Origin of the sequence: Rhizobium leguminosarum (assembly GCF_004123835.1) — a bacterium.
Taxonomy (GTDB): Bacteria; Pseudomonadota; Alphaproteobacteria; order Rhizobiales; family Rhizobiaceae; genus Rhizobium; species Rhizobium leguminosarum_M.
The window spans coordinates 421523-438933 of the sequence record NZ_MZMU01000015.1 but is presented as its reverse complement, the minus strand read 5'-3'; the positions used below and the strand labels follow the sequence as shown (position 1 = coordinate 438933).

Annotated in this window: 14 protein-coding genes and 2 pseudogenes; 9 read left to right on the top strand and 7 right to left on the bottom strand. The window is 60.6% G+C overall.

Translation table 11 applies throughout. The features are described from left to right. Nucleotides 1-386: 386 nt before the first annotated feature. Nucleotides 387-837, top strand: a pseudogene (locus tag B5P46_RS24350) (helix-turn-helix domain-containing protein); the annotation flags it as partial. Between the two features lie 85 nt (nucleotides 838-922). On the opposite strand, the gene B5P46_RS24345 reads toward B5P46_RS24350, so the two are convergent. From B5P46_RS24345 to B5P46_RS24335, 3 genes are all read right to left on the bottom strand, one after another. Beyond that, nucleotides 923-1945 carry an ABC transporter permease gene (locus B5P46_RS24345; RefSeq protein ID WP_129420943.1) on the bottom strand — a complete coding sequence of 341 codons (1023 nt, stop codon included), beginning with the start codon at nucleotides 1943-1945 and terminating at the stop codon, nucleotides 923-925. Between the two features lie 44 nt (nucleotides 1946-1989). Next, complete coding sequence (locus B5P46_RS24340; protein WP_129420942.1) at nucleotides 1990-3531, bottom strand: sugar ABC transporter ATP-binding protein; 1542 nt, start codon at nucleotides 3529-3531, stop codon at nucleotides 1990-1992. A gap of 79 nt (nucleotides 3532-3610) precedes the next feature. After that, entirely contained in the window at nucleotides 3611-4573 is a 963-nt protein-coding gene (locus tag B5P46_RS24335; protein WP_129420941.1) for a sugar-binding protein, read from the bottom strand. A 349-nt stretch (nucleotides 4574-4922) separates the two neighbouring features. Here B5P46_RS24335 and B5P46_RS24330 point away from each other — a divergent pair, with 349 nt between their 5' ends. Continuing rightward, a complete protein-coding gene (locus B5P46_RS24330) occupies nucleotides 4923-6011 on the top strand; it encodes a LacI family DNA-binding transcriptional regulator (protein WP_129420940.1) in 1089 nt (362 codons plus the stop codon). Nucleotides 6012-6428: 417 nt separating this feature from the next. Continuing rightward, the gene (gene ilvB, locus B5P46_RS24325; protein WP_129420939.1) at nucleotides 6429-8135 is read left to right on the top strand and encodes a biosynthetic-type acetolactate synthase large subunit; all 1707 of its coding nucleotides are present in this window, start codon (nucleotides 6429-6431) and stop codon (nucleotides 8133-8135) included. 210 nt (nucleotides 8136-8345) lie between these two features. Here the strand turns inward: ilvB and B5P46_RS24320 are convergent, their stop codons facing one another. Then, a complete protein-coding gene (locus tag B5P46_RS24320) occupies nucleotides 8346-8696 on the bottom strand; it encodes a type II toxin-antitoxin system RelE/ParE family toxin (RefSeq protein WP_129420938.1) in 351 nt (116 codons plus the stop codon). A gap of 2 nt (nucleotides 8697-8698) precedes the next feature. After that, nucleotides 8699-8950 carry a ribbon-helix-helix domain-containing protein gene (locus B5P46_RS35410; RefSeq protein ID WP_129420972.1) on the bottom strand — a complete coding sequence of 84 codons (252 nt, stop codon included), beginning with the start codon at nucleotides 8948-8950 and terminating at the stop codon, nucleotides 8699-8701. A 230-nt stretch (nucleotides 8951-9180) separates the two neighbouring features. On the opposite strand from B5P46_RS35410, the gene B5P46_RS24310 reads away from it, so the two are divergent. Both B5P46_RS24310 and B5P46_RS24305 read left to right on the top strand, forming a co-directional pair. Then, nucleotides 9181-12423 (top strand): adenylate/guanylate cyclase domain-containing protein, encoded by a 3243-nt coding sequence (locus B5P46_RS24310; protein ID WP_129420971.1) that lies wholly within the window; start codon nucleotides 9181-9183, stop codon nucleotides 12421-12423. 72 nt (nucleotides 12424-12495) lie between these two features. Then, nucleotides 12496-13176 (top strand): peroxiredoxin-like family protein, encoded by a 681-nt coding sequence (locus B5P46_RS24305; RefSeq protein WP_129420937.1) that lies wholly within the window; start codon nucleotides 12496-12498, stop codon nucleotides 13174-13176. Nucleotides 13177-13247: 71 nt separating this feature from the next. On the opposite strand, the gene B5P46_RS24300 is transcribed toward B5P46_RS24305, so the two are convergent. Continuing rightward, entirely contained in the window at nucleotides 13248-13802 is a 555-nt protein-coding gene (locus B5P46_RS24300) for a cytochrome c (RefSeq protein ID WP_129420970.1), read from the bottom strand. A gap of 340 nt (nucleotides 13803-14142) precedes the next feature. On the opposite strand from B5P46_RS24300, the gene B5P46_RS24295 reads away from it, so the two are divergent. Beyond that, nucleotides 14143-14646, top strand: a complete 504-nt coding sequence (locus B5P46_RS24295) for a cytochrome b (RefSeq protein WP_129420936.1) — start codon at nucleotides 14143-14145, stop codon at nucleotides 14644-14646. On the opposite strand, the pseudogene B5P46_RS24290 reads toward B5P46_RS24295, so the two are convergent. Then, nucleotides 14629-15068: pseudogene (locus tag B5P46_RS24290) on the bottom strand (YqaA family protein). The gene B5P46_RS24295 and the pseudogene B5P46_RS24290 overlap by 18 nt on opposite strands. Before the next feature lie 160 nt (nucleotides 15069-15228). Between B5P46_RS24290 and B5P46_RS24285 the strand changes: the two are divergent. From B5P46_RS24285 to B5P46_RS24275, 3 genes are all read left to right on the top strand, one after another. Continuing rightward, entirely contained in the window at nucleotides 15229-15627 is a 399-nt protein-coding gene (locus B5P46_RS24285; RefSeq protein ID WP_129420935.1) for a hypothetical protein, read from the top strand. A gap of 92 nt (nucleotides 15628-15719) precedes the next feature. Next, complete coding sequence (locus B5P46_RS24280) at nucleotides 15720-15947, top strand: hypothetical protein (RefSeq protein ID WP_129420934.1); 228 nt, start codon at nucleotides 15720-15722, stop codon at nucleotides 15945-15947. Next, entirely contained in the window at nucleotides 15944-17410 is a 1467-nt protein-coding gene (locus B5P46_RS24275; RefSeq protein WP_129420933.1) for a TolC family protein, read from the top strand. Before B5P46_RS24280 ends, B5P46_RS24275 begins: the two co-directional genes overlap by 4 nt. Nucleotide 17411 lies beyond the last annotated feature (1 nt).

The following is a 17411-nucleotide window of genomic DNA, read 5'->3' as shown; positions in this document are numbered from 1 at the left end:
ACGATCCGGCGGTGATTGAACGCCGCAACGCGGCACTCGCAAGGCTCGACGCTGCAGAGTGAGGGGTCGATCGCATAGTCTCAAAGCTAAAGCCGAAAGCTGTCCCTCACCCGCCCCGATCTGATCTGGCAACCCGGACCAGCCGGTCAGATCGGGGCTGGTCGTCGGGCCGTGCACCAACCCAAACTGACATTTCTACTTTGCACAGAAGCGGACATTCCAACTCCTCCGCCACAATGCATGTATGTAAGGGCTATTTAGTAATGCGACAGTTGGGCCAGTTAGAGATGCGACAGTCTCGCCTCTCGACGCGCTGGTCAATGTCAACGTTGGGAGCAAGGATGACGACCTTCAGCCTGGTCGAGACCATGAGCGTCGTAGTCGTCATGTCCTGTTTGATCACCATGTCGCAGACAGAATTGCATCGCCTCGAAGTTGTTCAGAAGATCCGTGATCAGCGCCTGAGCGTCGTCCAGGCCGCCGAACTGCTTGGGCTCAGCCGAAGTCAGGTCCACAGGCTGCTGCAGGCCTATGATGAGTCCGGTGCAGCCGGGCTGGTTTCGAAGAAGCGATCGCGGCCGAGCAATCGGCGCCACAGCGAGGATTTCCGCAATGCGGCGCTGGATCTGATCCGCGAGCGCTATCTTGATTTCGGTCCGACGCTGGCTCGCGAGAAGCTGATCGAACTGCATCAGATCTCGGTCGCCAAGGAGGACGCTGCGGCAATGGATGACCGAGGCCGGCATCTGGGTATCGCGACGCGAGCGCAAGAAGCGAGTTTTCCAGCCGCGCGGCCGGCGCGATTGTTTCGGTGAGCTCATCCAGATCAACGGCTCGGTGCCCTCACCCGCGCCGATCTGATTTTGCAAAACAGATTATTTCAACGGCGCAAGGTCACAACACGCATGGCCCATGCACGGACCTAATCCTGGGCAACCACAGGCAAACTGCCTTCGTTGGAAAGACGGGTATCGGTCTGCCGGGCGGCCGAGACAAGGCGGCGCTTTGCGCGGATCGCGTGCCATTGTTGGTCGATCAGGACGCCGATGAGGATCACGCCACCCATGACAGCGAAATTCAACGACGAAGGTATACCAAGTAGATTCACGAGATTCTGCAACTCCTGGAGCAGGACCGTGCCCAGCACGACGCCGACGATCGACCCCTCGCCGCCGCGGAGCGAAAAGCCGCCGAGTACGGCAGCAGCAATCGCGTAGAGTTCGTAGAACTGGCCATGGCTCGCCGGCGAGATCGAGCGCGTGTACATGGCGAAATAAATCGCCGAAAGCGCCGTCAGCAGCCCGCAGATGACATAGGCCGACATGACCATGCGGCCGGTGCGGATACCGGAATAGCGGGCCGCCTCCTCGTTCTTCCCGATCGCGTAAAGATAACGCCCGAAGACAGAGCGATGCAGCATGATCCACATGACCACGGCAATGATGACGAGTGCGATGAAGGTGTTGGGAACGCCGTAAAACCGCCCAGCGGTCAGGAATTCGAGGTCTGGGAAATTTTGGCCGAAAGCAAAGCCCGCCGTTCCGTCGGCCGTATAGAAGCGCGCTGCCCCACGATAAATCAGGAGGCCGCAGAGGGTGACGACGAAGGGCTGCAGGTTGAGCCGGGTGATCAGCCAGCCGTGGACGGCGCCTATGACTGCGCCGAGCGCGAGAATGAGCGGCAGCGCCAGCATCCAGGACATATCCTGGACCGCGATGAAATCGACGAAGAGCACGCCGAGAAGTGCTACGAGCGAGCCGACGGAAAGCTCGATACCGCCTGTGATGATGACGAAGGCCTGGCCGATCGACAGGATGCCGAACAGGCCGATCAGGTTGGCGGTGTTGGCCAGGTTGATCGGCAGCAGGAAGCGCGGGTTGATGATGGCGACGACGATGCCGACGACGACGATCAAAAGCAGCAGTCCGAGATCTTTTTTGATCATTCGAGATCCATCCCCCGATACCTTATTTATATGGGCCGCAGCCGCTATTTTACCCTTTTGCCGACAGCAAGCAAAAGGACGCTTTCCTGGCTGATTTCGTCCTCTTCTAATATGCCGGCGATCTGGCCCTCGTGCATGACGGCGATGCGGTCAGAAACGCCGATCACCTCTTCCATGTCGCTGGAGATCATCAGGATCGCCACTCCAGCATCGGCAAGCGCTCGCATCAGGCCGTAGATCTCGTTCTTCGCGCCGATATCGATGCCGCGTGTCGGCTCGTCGAAGATCATCACCTTCGGGCTCATCGACAACCATTTAGCAAGCACCACCTTCTGCTGGTTGCCGCCGGACAGAGTGCCGGTTCGCGTCGAAACGGAGGGCGCCTTGATACCAAGGCGAAGGCGCTGCTTTTCGGCCGCCGCCCTCTCCCGCTCAGCAGAAAGCATGAAGCGGCTGGAGAGCTTGGGGAGATCGGCAAGGCTTATGTTCTGGTCGATCGGGAAATCAAGAAGAATGCCGTTGCGCTTGCGATCCTCCGGTACCAGGAAAATGCCACGAGCGACGGCGTCCCGGGCAGACCTGACCGCAATTTGCCGCCCGTCCTGCAGAATTTCTCCGCCGTAGCTCCGGTCGATGCCGAAGAGTACTTTTGCAAGCTCGGTGCGGCCTGACCCCACGAGACCTGCAAGCCCCATGATTTCGCCATACCGGATTTCCAGATCGACGGGACGGCCGGGATAGGCCTCGGTGCGCACGCCGCTTGCCTTCAGCGCAACCGAGCCGGGCGAGCGCTGCGGTTTTGCGGTCCGGGCCGCAAGCACCCGGCCGATCATCAGCTTGACCATCTGATCGTGGCCGATGTCTTTCTTGGCGAGCGTGCCCACAAGCGTGCCGTCGCGCAGGACCACGACGCGGTCTGCGACGCGCTCAACCTCGTGGAGGCGATGCGAGATGAAGATGACACTGATGCCATCGGCTTTCAGCGATTTGATAATGCTCAGGAGCCGCTCGGTTTCTGCCAACGGCAGGCTGGACGTGGGTTCGTCGAAGATGACGAGCCTGGCGTTGATGGACAGCGCCTTGGCGATTTCCACCATCTGCTGCTCGGCAAGGGAAAGCGACGCCACGGGTGTGTCGGCGGAAAAATGAGCCCCTACCCGCTTCAAGAGCGGCTTCACCATGTCTCGCAGCCGATCGCGATCGACGAGTTTGAAAGGTCCGGCCTTCAGCGGTTCGCGCCCCAGGAAGATATTGGCGGCAACGTCGAGATTCTCAAAGAGATTGAGTTCTTGGTGCACGAAGGCGATGCCGGATGCGATGCTCGATTCCACTGTGAGGAAACGTAGCTCTGCGCCGTCGAGCAGGATCGTGCCTCGGTCGGGTGCGATCACGCCGCCGAGAATCTTCATCAGCGTCGATTTTCCAGCCCCGTTCTCGCCGACGAGGCCGATGACCTCGCCCGGCATGATGTCGATCGACAGGCCCTCAAGCGCAACGACGCCCGGATAGGTCTTGCCAACGCCGGAAAGCGACAGGAATGGCGTTGCAAGCGCGTCCGGTGGCGGGATGTCGGAGCTGTGGTTCATCGCCTGTCCATGGCTGCTAATACTGTCGGCATGAGACGTCTTTCGCGGCAGCGGCAAGTGCCGCCGCCGCGAAGGAGGCTTATTTTCCAGACATAGCCTTCAGGCTGGCGGCATACTTGTCAACGTCATCCTTGCCGATGATCACCGTCGGGATGATGATCAAGCCGTTGCCGGGAACGCCGGACTTGTCGCCCTTGAGGTAGGCCGCCATCAGCTTCATGCCCTGATAGGCCCACTCGAACGGCTGCTGCACGACGGTCGCTGCGATCGTGCCCTCCTTGACGCCACCGAGCGTGATCGGATCGTCATCAAAGCCGACGACGGTGATCTGGCCGAGTTTGCCGGCGTCGCGCAGCGCCTCATAGATGCGCGGCGTATTGTAGGAGTAGAAACCGACCATGCAGGTGACGTCGGGGCTGGCCACCAGCGCGTCCTCGACGTTCTTCTTTGCGCGCGTCTGGTCGATATCGTCGCCGCGCACATCTGTCAGCTCGATCTTCGTGCCCTTCAGGCCGTCCGTCATGCCCTGGATGCGCTCCTTGGCATTGTCGGCACCGAGCAGGCCGACGAAGCCGATGCATTTGCCGCCGTCCGGCATCGCTTTCTTGGCAATTTCGGCGGCCTGCATGCCGGCGTCGATATTCGATGAGCCGATATAGGCGACGCGGTTGGTTTGCGGCGCGTCACTATCGGTGGTGAAGAGAGCAGTCTGCGAGCCGATCTTATTCAAGCCGTCCGTCTGGGTCTTGGGGTCGACTGCGGAGACCATGACCCCTTTGACGCCGGCACTGACCAGGTCTTCCATCAGGCGTTGCTGAACGGCGACCGATGCCTGTTCAGGGTATTTCAGCTCCATCTGGTAGTCCGGCATCTCGGCCTGCGCCTTCTTCACGCCCGCCTCTGCGGCTTTCCAGAAGTCGGATGCGCCATTGACGACAAATGCGAGTGTCGGCTTGTCGGCAGCATGCGATACGGCAATCGGCGCCGCGCTCAGCATCAACCCGGCGAATAACAAGGCTGCATTGCGTTTCAGCTGTTTCATAATACACCTCCCGAGGGGCCGCAGTTGCATGGGCCCGTTTCCGATTTACGGCCGGCCGGATGCGCGCCCCCTCCCAGGGCCGTCGCAAAGCGACGAGTGGCATAGGTTCCGATCGCTCCCTGACGGTATACAAGAAATTTAATTAGTAAATAGTATTATCAATGCAGATCAAAACATTTCATCGCGCAGTGGCTAGAATGGCAATTTTGTACTGGCATTTGCCAATAACCGACAGCATTGCAACAATTCATGCAATTGCCAGCGCTTTCAGATAGATGCTAATATTAATTATCTAAAACGACGATCAATCACCCTGACCCGTTATCCCGAGCAGAGACAGTTTCCACGAATGCGAAAACCCAAGACCCAAAATAAGCCTGTGCGCGTGACGATGATGGACATCGCCGCGGCGGCTGGCTGCTCGCAGGCAGCCGTCTCCTTCGTCCTCAACGACACGCCCGGCACCCGCATCTCCCAGCAGACGCGCGATCGTGTATTGGAGGCGGCGCGTGCGCTCGGTTATATGGAGAAGATCTATACGACGAAGGCCTCTTATTCGGGACTGGACAACGTCATCGGTTTCGCCGTGGATCAACTCGCCACCAGCCCGGAAGCGATCGTTGCGATCGAAGGCGCGCGGCAAGCCTCCTGGAACGCCGGCAATGTCCTTCTGGTAACCCAGACGCTCAGTGACCCCGTCATGGAGCCGAAAGCAATCGAGGCGTTGACGAGCGGAGGCATATCGGCCCTCATATATATGACGATCTATACCCGCCAGGTGGAGCTTCCATCCTATGTCAGCAAGCTCAACATCCCGACGGTCCTGCTGAACTGTTATACGGCGGACCATGCCTTTCCCGCCGTGGTGCCGAGCGAGATCGCTGGAGGGCAGAGCTCCACCCGGCATCTGATCATGCACGGACACCATCGCATCGCGACGATCACCGGTGAAATCTGGATGCAGGCTGCGCAGGACCGGCTGACGGGATATCGCCGAGCGCTGGCGACCGCCGATATACCCTTCGATCCGGAATTGGTCATTGAAGGCGACTGGTCGGCCAGTGCCGGCTATGCCGCCACGATGAAACTGCTTGCTCTGAAAGAGCCGCCCACCGCGATCTTCTGCCAGAACGACCGCACTGCCATCGGTTGCTACGAGGCGCTCAAGGATGCAGGGCTTCGCATTCCCCAGGACATGTCGGTGGTGGGTTATGACGACGAAGAAATTTCACGACATCTCGTCCCCCCGCTGACGACCTCGGTCCTTCCACATCTTGCCATGGGGCAATGGGCGATTGAACATCTCAACCCGGAAAGTACACCCGGCAAGCGCTATCCCATTGCGAAGCTCGAATGCTCGCTCGTTAAGCGTCATTCCGTCGCCGCGCCACGGGCCGAGGCGCGACAGATCCTCGATGGCGCACATACCTCGCCATAGAACTTGGGTCGCGCCGGGACCGAACGCCGGCGGCTGGCTCGGAAACCCTGACCGGGGCGCACTGGAAGACGTGGTCGAAATCGCTTAGCGGGTCGATGGAACGGGCAGAGTTTGCCTTGTCGATAGGTTGCGAACGGGTTGCCCCCTGCCCTTGCCACTCCCTGACCAACCAACCGATCTCAAATATTCTCAACCACAGATACAATCTACGTAGAAGCAACGTTGACGACGTGTAGATTCGGAGGTAGCTCTATCGTCCATGAAAATCGCAATGGTTCTCGTAGTGGTGATATCGCGCATGGGCAGGACGGTCTGATCGTCCGGCAATAGCCACCCATGCGCCGAAAACAGGTCCCTGACGGGGCCTTTTTTTATGCCCCGTCGCACCTATCACCTCACTTACGACGGAACCCTGATATGACCGGCGAGACAGCCAACTCTTCCCTCAATAACCCCTCTGATCGTCGCATGAACGGTGGCGAGATCGTTCTGCAAGCCCTGCGCGACAACGGTGTCGAGCACATCTTCGGTTATCCAGGCGCAGCGGTGCTGCCGATCTATGACGAAATATTCCAACAGGAGGACATCAAACATTTCCTGGTGCGCCATGAGCAAGGCGCCGGACACGCCGCCGAAGGCTATGCCCGTTCGACGGGAAAAGTTGGCGTCATGCTGGTGACATCGGGACCAGGGGTCACAAATGCGGTCACGGCGCTGCAGGATGCCCTTATGGACTCCGTTCCGCTCGTCTGCCTCGCCGGCCAGGTGCCAACAAGTCTGATCGGCACGGACGCTTTTCAGGAATGCGATACGGTCGGTATCACCCGCCCCTGCACAAAGCACAACTTCCTGGTCAAACACATCGACGATCTGGCCAAGACGATCCATCTGGCTTTCCGGATCGCGGCGGCCGGTCGACCCGGTCCTGTTCTCGTCGAAATGCCGAAGGACGTGCTCTTCGCGAGCGGGACATACGTCTCACCTGACAAGGTAGCTCCGTTGCCGAGCTACCAGCCGGCAATGCAAGGCGATCGAAACGCGATCCGAGCGGCGGTCGCATTGATGGCCGAAGCCCGGCGCCCCATCATCTATACCGGCGGCGGCATCATCAACTCCGGACCGGAGGCGTCGAGATTGTTGCGTGAGGTCGTCGACCTCACCGGCTTTCCCGTAACGTCCACCATTATGGGGCTTGGAGCCTATCCCGCCACCGGGCGAAATTGGCTGCGCGTTGCCGGACAGGACGGATCGCATGAAGCCAATATGGCAATTGGCGCGTGCGATCTGATGGTCGCCATCGGCGCGCGGTTTGACGATCTTGCGATCTCGCGCATCCATGAGTTTTCGCCTCACTCGAAGAAAATCCAGATCGATATCGATGCCTCGTCGATCAACAAACGCGTTCTCGTCGATATCGGCATTCAAGGCGACGCCGCGCATGTGCTGGCGGATATGCTCCATGCCTGGCGGTTATTTTCCTCTGTCCCCGACCAGAAGCGGTTGCGGGCGTGGTGGACACAGATCGATCACTGGCGAGCCCGCCATTCGTTTTCCTACGAGCAGCTGGACCATGCAATCATGCCGCAACATGCGCTGGAGCGTCTGCATGCGCTGACAAAGCCGCACGACCCCATCATCGCTACGGAGATCGATCAGCAGATGTGGGTGGCGCAGTTCTTCGGTTTCGACAGGCCCAATCGCTGGATTACCTCTGGGGGATTAGGGACGATGGGCTTCGGTCTTCCTGCCGCGCTGGGGGCGCAGCTCGCAAATCCCGGCCGCCTTGTCATCGACATTGCCGGCGACGCGTCGGTGCAGACGACGATGAAGGAGCTGTCGACGGCGATACAGCATCAAGCCCCGATCAAGATCTTCATCTTGAGCGATGAGCATCCTGGCATGGCGCGAAAATGGGAAGAAATGCCGGATGGCAATGTTCGATCGCGCTCCTATTCGGCCTCGCTGCCCGATTTCACCAAGCTCGCGGAAGCCTATGGCGCCGTCGGCCTTCGCTGCGAGAGCCCGAGCGAACTCGATGCCAGGATCGAGGAGATGATCGACGTGGACCGGCCGGTGCTCCTTCACTGCCGAGTTGCAAGGCTCGCCGACACCCTTCGGCAGTAACGGCCGGTGATCGAACACCCCAAAAGCAAGCCGTGCGATCCTGCAGGCCGCAGTCATCGTTTATGCTAGCCCAGGACCTCATGATCGAGGCTGGCGTCTCGATCATGTATCTATGCCGCTCTATGAGATCGATTTTCTTCAGGCCGCAGAGAAGCCGAATTGCGGTCCGAGGAATTCCAGGTACGCGCCGTTCCGACCAAAGATACTATGTCACGACTCTTTGTTTGAAAGAGCGGCCAAGTCCTCTTTAAGCCGCACCGGTAAATCCATCCGTTCGTGAAGAATGCTCATGACGCCAAGATCACCGTTCTCAAGCTCACGAAAGAACAGGTAGTGATGCTCATAGCGGCTGAAATAGGCCCGACGCCTGATGTCAGCGGGAACTGCCAACTGTTGCGGAAGCCGTCGCCAGATCAGGCGATCCTCGCACAAACGCTGCAAATAAACATGCAGCCCGAGAATGTACGCATCTGCCTGTTTTTCTCCCCACGCCTCGAAAGTGTCACGCCAAATCTTGTCCTGCGCGGCGTCAGCGCGTGGATAAAACCGATAGGCTACCATGCTCAGCGGCGCTTGTTGCGGCGGATAACGTCTTCAGCGGAAACGACGACAAACTCGCTGTCGTCGGCACGCATCGCGGGTGCAAGTTCCTTTTGCAGGGCATCCCATGCCTCGTCGCGCGTTTGCAAATCGCGTCGGATCAGTGCACGAATGTACTCGCTCGCATTCTCATAGAGGCCGTCGTCACCGATCTGCTGCTGAATGTGATCTTGCAGCACGCCGCTGACCTTCACATGAATGCTGCCCGATGCCATCGGCCTACCCTTTCGTTCTTCCTCTATCGTGGGACCAGCGTAGCATATATTGTCAATATTCATCACAAAGAATTTAATCGTGTCATGGTTTCTCGAGATCATCATAGTCGTTCCGCCGCTTGTGTTTAGTGCTTGCGGGCCTGGGGCAGCAGGTTCATGCTTGTCCCTGTCTGAGGCCTGCTGGTTGCGGCTGAAATAGCCGTACATCGGGGTTTCGTGAGATGCGTCCGATGGAGTGCAGCGGCTGCGGGTTCGATATTCAGAGCGGTTTTGCTTTCTGTCCGCGATGCGGCGCAAGGCAGCCTATCGTCTGCGCCGCCTGCGGCTATCCTTGTCAGCCCGATTTTGCCTTTTGCCCCCAATGCGGCGCGCCGATTTCCGGTAAAGTCCAACCCGCAACGAAGCCGAAGATTGAGGCGCAACCTCAATCGGAGGGCGATGCCGACCGGCGGCCGGTGACCGTGCTCTTTGCCGATCTCTGCGGCTTCACGACGTTGAGCGAGCAGATCGACCCTGAAGTCATGCGGGTGCTGCAGAACGAATTGTTCGAAGAGATGACCCAGGCGGTCGAAGCCTATGGCGGCTTCGTCGACAAGTTCGTCGGCGATGCGCTGCTGGCGCTGTTCGGCGCGCCGGTCGCTCATGAGGACGATCCGGTCCGGGCGCTTGGTGCTGCACTCGATATGATCGGTCGGGCCACTCAGGTCGGCGAGCGCTGGCACGCCCGCGCTGGCGTGCCGCTGCGTCTGCATATCGGTATCAATAGCGGCCCTGTCGTCACCGGCGGCTTCGGCGCGGTCAGTACAAAATCCTATTCGGTGACCGGCGATACGGTGAACACCGCCCAACGCCTGCAATCCATGGCCGGCGAAAACGATATCCTTGTCGGGCCGCTGACCTATCGCCTCACCCGCCATGCCTTTGCCTTCGACAGTCTCGGCGCGCAGACATTGCGCGGCAAAAGCGGAAACGTCCTTGTCCATCGGCTGACAGGGCTGTCGGAAGCGCCGCATACGGCGCGCGGGCTCGAAAGTCTCGGCCTTCAGGCACCGATGATCGGACGGGATACGGAGCTGTCGCGGTTGCTGACATGCCTCGACCTTGCCTGCGGCGGTGCAGCGCAGCTTGTCCGCCTGATCGGCGAAGCGGGCATCGGCAAGTCGCGGCTGGTCAACGAATTCGTTGCAATTGCCGGCAGTGCTGCCCGTTTCCAGGGCCTCGCCATCCGCAAAGCGACCTGCTCTCCGCTCGGCGAACAATCCTATGGCACGCTCGGCGCGGTCGTGCGCAGCGCCTACGGCATCGGTGAGCGGGATGATCTCGAGAGGGCGCGGCAATTGCTGGCAACGGGGTTCCGCGCGCTCGATCTGACGCAGGATGAGGTCGAGGGACTTTTGCCGCTGTTTCTGCATGTCCTCGGCCTCGGCGATCCCGATGGCGCTTTGCGGTACATCGAGCCGGAGCAGTTGCGGCGGCAGCTCTTCTATGCCGTCCGCACCGTCTTCGAGCGGCGGCTGGCGCAAGGTCCCCTGCTGCTTGTGATCGAGGATCTGCACTGGGCCGACGCCGCCTCGCTGGAAGTGCTTCGCTTCATGATGGACCGGCTGGAGCGCAGCCGGTTGATGCTGCTGGCGATCTACCGGCCGACATCGCAGACCGACCCACTGGACTCCAATCGTGTCAGCGTCACCGTGCAGCGTCTTGCCCCACTCTTTGCGGCCGACGGGCAGAAGCTGCTTGCTGCGTTTTTTGGCGTGGATCATGGCAAGTTGCCGGTAACGATGCGCAAGCGCATCCTCGACCGCGCCGGCGGCAATCCGCTTTTCATCGAAGAAATCCTTCGGGCACTGATCGACATGGGCACGTTGCGCAATGACGGCCAACGCTGGCATGTCGCAGCCGAAGACACGGACGTCGACATCCCGGTGAACCTGCAAGCCCTGCTGCTTGCCCGCGTCGATCGTTTGCCACAGGAGATAAGACGGTTGGCGCAAGAGGCGGCGGTGGTCGGCCCGAAGTTCGATACCGCCCTGCTCCGCACCGTCGCCACCGACCCGGCCGCCATCGATGCTGCATTGGATCATCTCTGCGATGCCAATATCATCGAGGAATTGCGCGGGCCCGATGCCGGACAATCGCCGGGCTATCGTTTCAGCCAGACGCTGATGCACGACGTCATCTACCACAATCTCCTGCTGCAGCGGCGCATGGAGCTTCATCAACGGATCGGCCGGGTTCTGGAACGTCAATATGGTGTAGCACCCGACCGGCCCGAGCATCTGGCGCAGCTCGGCCATCACTTCAGCCTGACCACCGAAAAGGCCAAGGGGGCCAGCTATCTGATGGCGGCGGGTGATCTGGCGCGCAAAACCTACGCCAATGACGATGCAATGCGCCTCTACCGGCAGGCCCTCGCGGCCTTCGCAAATGAGGCAGAGGTGACTCCAGAGCAACTGGCGCTGCTGGAGCGTCTTGCCGATCTCTGCGGTCCTGCGGGCCTGCGCGACGCCGCCGTAAACCATTATCAACGAGCACTTGCGATTCACCGGACCAAAGACAACCCTATTGCCGCAGCGCGGATATTGCGCAAGGTCGGCCGTTTGCATCTTGATGCAGGACGCCGCGATCAAGCGGAGACACATTTAGCCGCGGCCGAAGCGATAATCGCAACAATCGATGCGCCGGTCGAACGTGCACATGTCCTGCAGGAGCGCGGCCATCTGGCCTTCCGCATGGGGGATCAGGCCGCTGCCGCCGAGTGGGCGACGCAGGCATTGCAATGCCTGCAAACGCTGCCGATCGACGGAACGACCGAGACCGGACGGGAAACAGCGCGAGCGATGGCGGAGGCGCTGAACACCAAGGGGGCCGCCTTTGCGCGGCTCGGGCGTCGCCGCGAGGCCGTGCAGGAAGTGGAGCGCAGCCTCTCGGTCGCCGAAAGGGCCGATCTGCAAAGTGCTGCCTGTCGCGCCTATTCCAATCTCGGCGTTCTCTACACGATTGTCGACCCGGCCAACGCCATCAAGATCTGCCGGCGCGGGCTGGAGCTTGCTACCCGTATCGGCGATCTCGGCTTCCAGGCGCGGCTTCTCGCCAACCTCGCCGTTGCCTGCTGCACCTTCACCGATCGCTGCGCCGCCGAGGGTGTACCGGCCGCGGAAAAAGCCGTCGAAATCGACCGGGCGCTCGATCAGCGCGACCATCTCTCCGTGCCGCTGATCGTGCTGGGCCAAATTCATCAATGCCACGGGCAGCCGAAGCTAGCCCGTAAGTATTACGAGGAAGCCCTTGAGGTTGCGAAGGAAATTGACGAGCCGCAACTGCTGTTTCCGTGCTATGATGGCTTGGCGACACTCAGCCTCGAGCATGACGACATGGACGAGGCAGAACGGTATTTCACGCTGGCACAGGATGTGTGCATCCGCCACAACCTCGATCCAGGCACGCTCGTCGTCCTGCCGTTTCTCGACTGACTGTCCCCGTTCAACAACCGCAGGAGATCGATTAGGCAAATCGATTCAAAAGCATAAAGGGAGGAACGAAACATGCAGGAGAACCACGCCGCAAGACCATTGCAGCCGGGAGATCGCGCGCCGAACGTGGTGCTGGATGCGATCACCCGCCAGGGCAAGGTTGCCATCGACGATTTTCGCGGCCAGAAGCCGGTGTTCGTCGGGTTGTTCCGCGGATTGCATTGCCCCTTCTGTCGCCGGCAGATCGCCGCCATGGCTGAACTCACCGGCGCATTGCAAGAGAAGGGCATCGACAGCCTGACCGTCGTCAACACGCCGATCGACCGCGCTCGCCTCTATTTCCGCTACCATCCGCTTCCCAATCTGCTGGCGGCCTCGGACCCGGAACGGGTATCGCACAGGGCCTTCGGCCTGCCGAATCTTCAATTCACCGAAGATGAGAATGAGTGGCCGCGCAAAGTCAGCATGAACACGGTGATGTCGATGCGCATCGACATGCCGGGCGAGCTTCCAGCGCCTATGGACCCGATGGCGGCGTCGGAATTCCTCGACAAGGCGGACGGCTATGAAATCACCGAGGATGACAAGCAGATGATCGCCACCGGCCACGGCCAGCTCGTTGGCGAATTCCTGCTCGATCGGGATGGGGTCGTGCGCTGGTGTTTCACCGAAGTCGAGGATGGTGGTCGCCATATGTTCGGCGGTCCCGCCCCTCGGGAAGTGATGTCGGCAGCGTCGAATATGGCTGTTTGAAGCGAATGAGGCCGTGCTTGAAAGTCGGACGCTTGAACAAGGCGAGCAATATCCGGTCCCGCGTGATCGCCTTATTCCATCCTGAACTTGGCGTGGCAGGTCGTGCAGGTCTGAAGCATGAGGTGGAACGCGTGTTCCGCCGGCATTGCCAGCAGCTCCTGCTCGTTGCGGACGTGGGTGCCGAGCGGGCCGCCGCCCATGGCCTCTCCAGGCTTCATGCGCATGCTGGCGGACATCTGTCCTGGGTTGTTCTGCGCGGCGGCGTCCAGCGCGACGGCGTAGTCGCGCAGATCGTTGGCGATGCTGTCAAACCGTTCGCGCTCCTTAAGGATGTTCGGCCCGGCCTTCGACTGCCGACTGTCGGCCTCGGACACGAAATGTACAGACAGAACGCCACCAGACCTGTCGCGGATGGTGTCGGCCGCCCATTTGAACTCGTTGGCCTTGTAGGTCGTCGGATCTTTGAACATGCCGGAAATCGTCTTCGCCGCTGCGGCCATGGCTTTCATGTCCGCCTGCCGAATGGCGACGACGTCCTCCGCGGCCGAAGACATGGCCGCTGTCATCAGGATCGCCGTCATGAAGGCGAACAGTCCGAATTTGTTCGCGTCAGCTGTTAATCTCATCCACGCCGCCGCTCGGATTGATGACCATGGTTTTGCAACGGATATCCGATGCCGTGGGCGGATATCCGTCTTTATCTGGGCCGCAAGAGGGCGGATGCGCACCCCGTCAGCCGGCCACCATATTCGCTCACAGCTCTCGGCGCGCAATAGCGACAGGCGTCGACGCAGCTCTACATATCGCCGACGCGTTCACAGTCCTTGGCACAGTGGGCGCAGATTTCGGAGCATTCCCGGCTTCCGATCGACGGTTGATCTGTAGCACTCAGATCTTTTGGCAACCCGCAATGAGAAAGCATTAACTGTCGCCAGTTAGGCTGCACCTCTCGCTCGGAGAGGATCAATGAAACGTGGCTACTCGCTGGCCCAGATTGGACTTCACTGGCTGGTCGCCCTGTTGGTGCCGGTGCAGTATCTGACGGGCGGCAGCATCGAGAGAACCCACCACGCCGTCCACATGGGCATGACGCCGGCATACTGGGACGTCGCCCAGCACCAAGTTCACAACTATGCCGGAATGGTGATCGGCTTGCTGATGGGCGTGCGGCTGGTTCTTCGTCTCCTTCAACCGCCCGAAACCAGCGGGCCTAGTTCATGGGCCGGGCGGGCCGCAACGGCTCTTCACCACGCCTTCTACGCCGCAATTATCGGACAGGCCTGCATGGGGTTCGTCGCGAGCTATCTCTGGTTCGCCATCGCGCCGTATCACGTGATCGGGTCGAGGATTATCCTGGCGATGGTCGCGCTGCACCTCGCAGCAGCGGCCTGGCACACGCTGGTCGCCCGTGACGAGACGGTCGACCGGATGGTGTTGCCGCGTCGGGCGCAATCAGCCGAAAAATTGTAAAGTGACCGGGGTCAGAACGACGTAGCGTCCTGTCTTGGCAATGAACACCAGGGTCATGAACGGAAGCAGCGGCTCCCTCAGCACGCCGGCGACAACGGTCAGAGCGTCGCCGAAGAGTGGCATCCAGGACAAGAGCAGCGTCCACTTCCCGTATTTCCTGTACCAGCGGGACGAACGTTCGAGTGCCTCCTCCCCGACTGGAAACCAGCGCCGACCCCGAAACTTTTCGATGCTGCGACCGAGGAACCAATTGACGATGCTTCCAAGCGTGTTTCCGACGCTGGCGACGGCGAGCAGAACCAGAACGGACAATTGCCAGTAAGAAGAAGGCCCACCAGCACAGGCTCCGACTGCATCGGCAATATCGTTGCCGCCCCAAAAGCCGCGGCGAATAGGCCGAAGTAGGATGCGAAATCGATCACGGTCAGAAAAGAACAGCTCCTGTTGACCTTACCACGGTTGGAAGCTCTAGCCTGGGCGCAACGTGATGTTCGCGCCACATAAAGGACTCGAACATCGACGACACATAGGTCTTAATTGAAATCGGGCTGCATTGCATGTAGGTCATTGGGAATGGGCAAGATGTACCGAATCACAGTGAGCAGGCTGCTCGTGATGATGCGGCTGGTGATCATCGTATCACTGGCGGGGTACTCGCTGTCGAACGCCAACGCCGCGATGCATGGCTCCTCGTTCCCCGATCTGAAAGCCGTCGTCTCGGACGTGACACCATCCCACGAAGGCCACGACATGACGGAGGCGGCCCATCACGACCACTCGCATGGCGACGTATCCGATGATGGCGATAGTGCTTCGAAGCTCGTCAAGCAGGAATGCTGCAAGGATTTCTGTGGCGGGCTTGGCATCATTTGTGAAGGCCCCGACGTCGGCGGACCCGTCGTGACCTCGATCCGGCAGTTCGTCGACGACCGGACGACCGTTGGCGAACTGCCGCCCCTCCACCGTCCCCCGAATATCTGAATAGAGACATACCCGCTTGATCGGGTCCAGCCGGACACCCGCCTTTGTTCAGGCGAGCGCCCGTAGGCTATCTCTTATTTGGAAATTTCATAATGAAACCCTCGCTTTTCGTGGTGGGGCTGCCGCTTGTCATCGGCGGCTGCGCATCCACGCTTCCTCCCGACGTGGTGGCGTCCTCCGCCACGGTCGAACAGCCTTCCGCGCGCCCGGTCGTGTACCGGTCGCCGATCTCGGGCTACGTCGTCAGGCAGCCGGTCGACCCCAAGCCGTGGCGTAGGCAGAACGATCTGCAGTCTCCAACGAATGGAGACGCCTCGTGAAGAACCTTAGAAAATTAACGGCCGTGCTGGCGTTCCCGTTGGTGCTGAGCGGCTGTGTCCCGGGCGCCGAATATTCCAGCAAGCAAGCAGGCTTCGCTTCCGTTGCCGACAAGACCGCGATCGTGACGGCGAAGCGGACGGTCTGGATCCAGAACCAGAACCAGGCCCGGTCGGCCGCCGCTGAGGTCAAAAGCCTGCTCGCGCGAAGGAAAGTCCTCGATGTCGAGACGGCCGTCCAGATCGCGCTGCTCAACAATAAGGGCCTCCAGGCCGCCTACGCCGATCTCGGCGACAGCGCGGCCGACGCCTGGCAGTCGACGATGCTCATCAACCCGACCGTTTCCATCGGTACGACAGGCATGGGCACGCCGGAACTGGAGGCGTTCAAGACCATCGAGGGGATGATCACGACGAACATCCTGGCGCTCGCGACGCGGAACAGGGACATGGCGATCGCCGACACCCGCTTCCGGCAGGCGCAACTGACCGCCGCCGTGAAAACGCTTCAGGTCGCCGCCGATACGCGGCGTGCCTGGATCGGGGCGGTGGCGTCATGGGAGAACGTCGGGCAGCTCCAGCGTGCCCAGGCGGCGGCGGACGCGGCTTCGGAGCTCGCCGAGAAGCTGGGCGAGACCGGTGCGATGGCCAAGGGCGCCCAGGCCCGCGAACATGTGTTCGTCGCCGAACTCGCCGGAGAGACCGCGAAAGCCCGCCTTGCGGCCCGTCTCGCCAAGGAGGAGCTGACGCGGCTGATGGGTCTCTGGGGCTCCGACCTGGATTACCAGGTTCCGAACAGCCTGCCATCGCTGCCCAAGTCCGTCGTCAGACGCGATACCATCGAGGCCGAAGCACTCCGAAACCGGATAGACCTCCAGGTCGCAAAACTCGAACTCGAGGCCACTGCCAGGTCCTACGGCCTGACCGAGGCGACCCGCTATGTCACCGACCTCGAAATCCTGACCGGCTTCGAGACGGAACGGGAGATCGAGGACGACAAGAAGAAGACAAGGACGACCGCCCAGGTCGAGCTTGAGTTCGCCATCCCGATCTTCGACACGGGCAAGGCCCGCATGCGCAAGGCCGAGGTGGCATACATGCGAGCGGCGAACCAGCTCGCGGAGAAGGCCGTCAACGTTCGCTCGGAAGCGCGCTCAGCATACGAGGCCTACCGCTCGAACTACGACATCGCGCGGCATTACCGCAACAGCGTCGTGCCGCTGCGCACCAAGGTCGAGGAGGAATCCCTGCTGACCTACAACGGCATGATCTCGAACACCTTTGAGCTGCTGACCGACACCCGCGACAAGATCAACTCCACCCTGCTCTCCGTCAACGCAAAGCGCGACTTCTGGCTGGCCGAAGCCGACCTCGCGCCGGCGATCTACGGCGGCGGCGCGGCGAAGGCGTCGGCAGAGACGGAGGTCGCCGCTGCTTCCGAAGGCAGCGCTGGCGGCGGTCATTGAG

Bases quoted from the DNA above. Each gene is read 5' to 3' on its own strand.
- B5P46_RS24320 (WP_129420938.1), bottom strand. From the start codon at position 8,696: ATGGTAGCCTATCGGTTTTATCCACGCGCTGACGCCGCGCAGGACAAG.
- B5P46_RS24345 (WP_129420943.1), bottom strand. From the start codon at position 1,945: ATGATCAAAAAAGATCTCGGACTGCTGCTTTTGATCGTCGTCGTCGGC.
- B5P46_RS24300 (WP_129420970.1), bottom strand. From the start codon at position 13,802: ATGAGATTAACAGCTGACGCGAACAAATTCGGACTGTTCGCCTTCATG.
- B5P46_RS24310 (WP_129420971.1), top strand. From the start codon at position 9,181: ATGGAGTGCAGCGGCTGCGGGTTCGATATTCAGAGCGGTTTTGCTTTC.
- B5P46_RS24330 (WP_129420940.1), top strand. From the start codon at position 4,923: ATGCGAAAACCCAAGACCCAAAATAAGCCTGTGCGCGTGACGATGATG.
- B5P46_RS24285 (WP_129420935.1), top strand. From the start codon at position 15,229: ATGTACCGAATCACAGTGAGCAGGCTGCTCGTGATGATGCGGCTGGTG.
- B5P46_RS24305 (WP_129420937.1), top strand. From the start codon at position 12,496: ATGCAGGAGAACCACGCCGCAAGACCATTGCAGCCGGGAGATCGCGCG.
- B5P46_RS35410 (WP_129420972.1), bottom strand. From the start codon at position 8,950: ATGGCATCGGGCAGCATTCATGTGAAGGTCAGCGGCGTGCTGCAAGAT.
- ilvB (WP_129420939.1), top strand. From the start codon at position 6,429: ATGACCGGCGAGACAGCCAACTCTTCCCTCAATAACCCCTCTGATCGT.
- B5P46_RS24340 (WP_129420942.1), bottom strand. From the start codon at position 3,531: ATGAACCACAGCTCCGACATCCCGCCACCGGACGCGCTTGCAACGCCA.
- B5P46_RS24295 (WP_129420936.1), top strand. From the start codon at position 14,143: ATGAAACGTGGCTACTCGCTGGCCCAGATTGGACTTCACTGGCTGGTC.
- B5P46_RS24280 (WP_129420934.1), top strand. From the start codon at position 15,720: ATGAAACCCTCGCTTTTCGTGGTGGGGCTGCCGCTTGTCATCGGCGGC.
- B5P46_RS24335 (WP_129420941.1), bottom strand. From the start codon at position 4,573: ATGAAACAGCTGAAACGCAATGCAGCCTTGTTATTCGCCGGGTTGATG.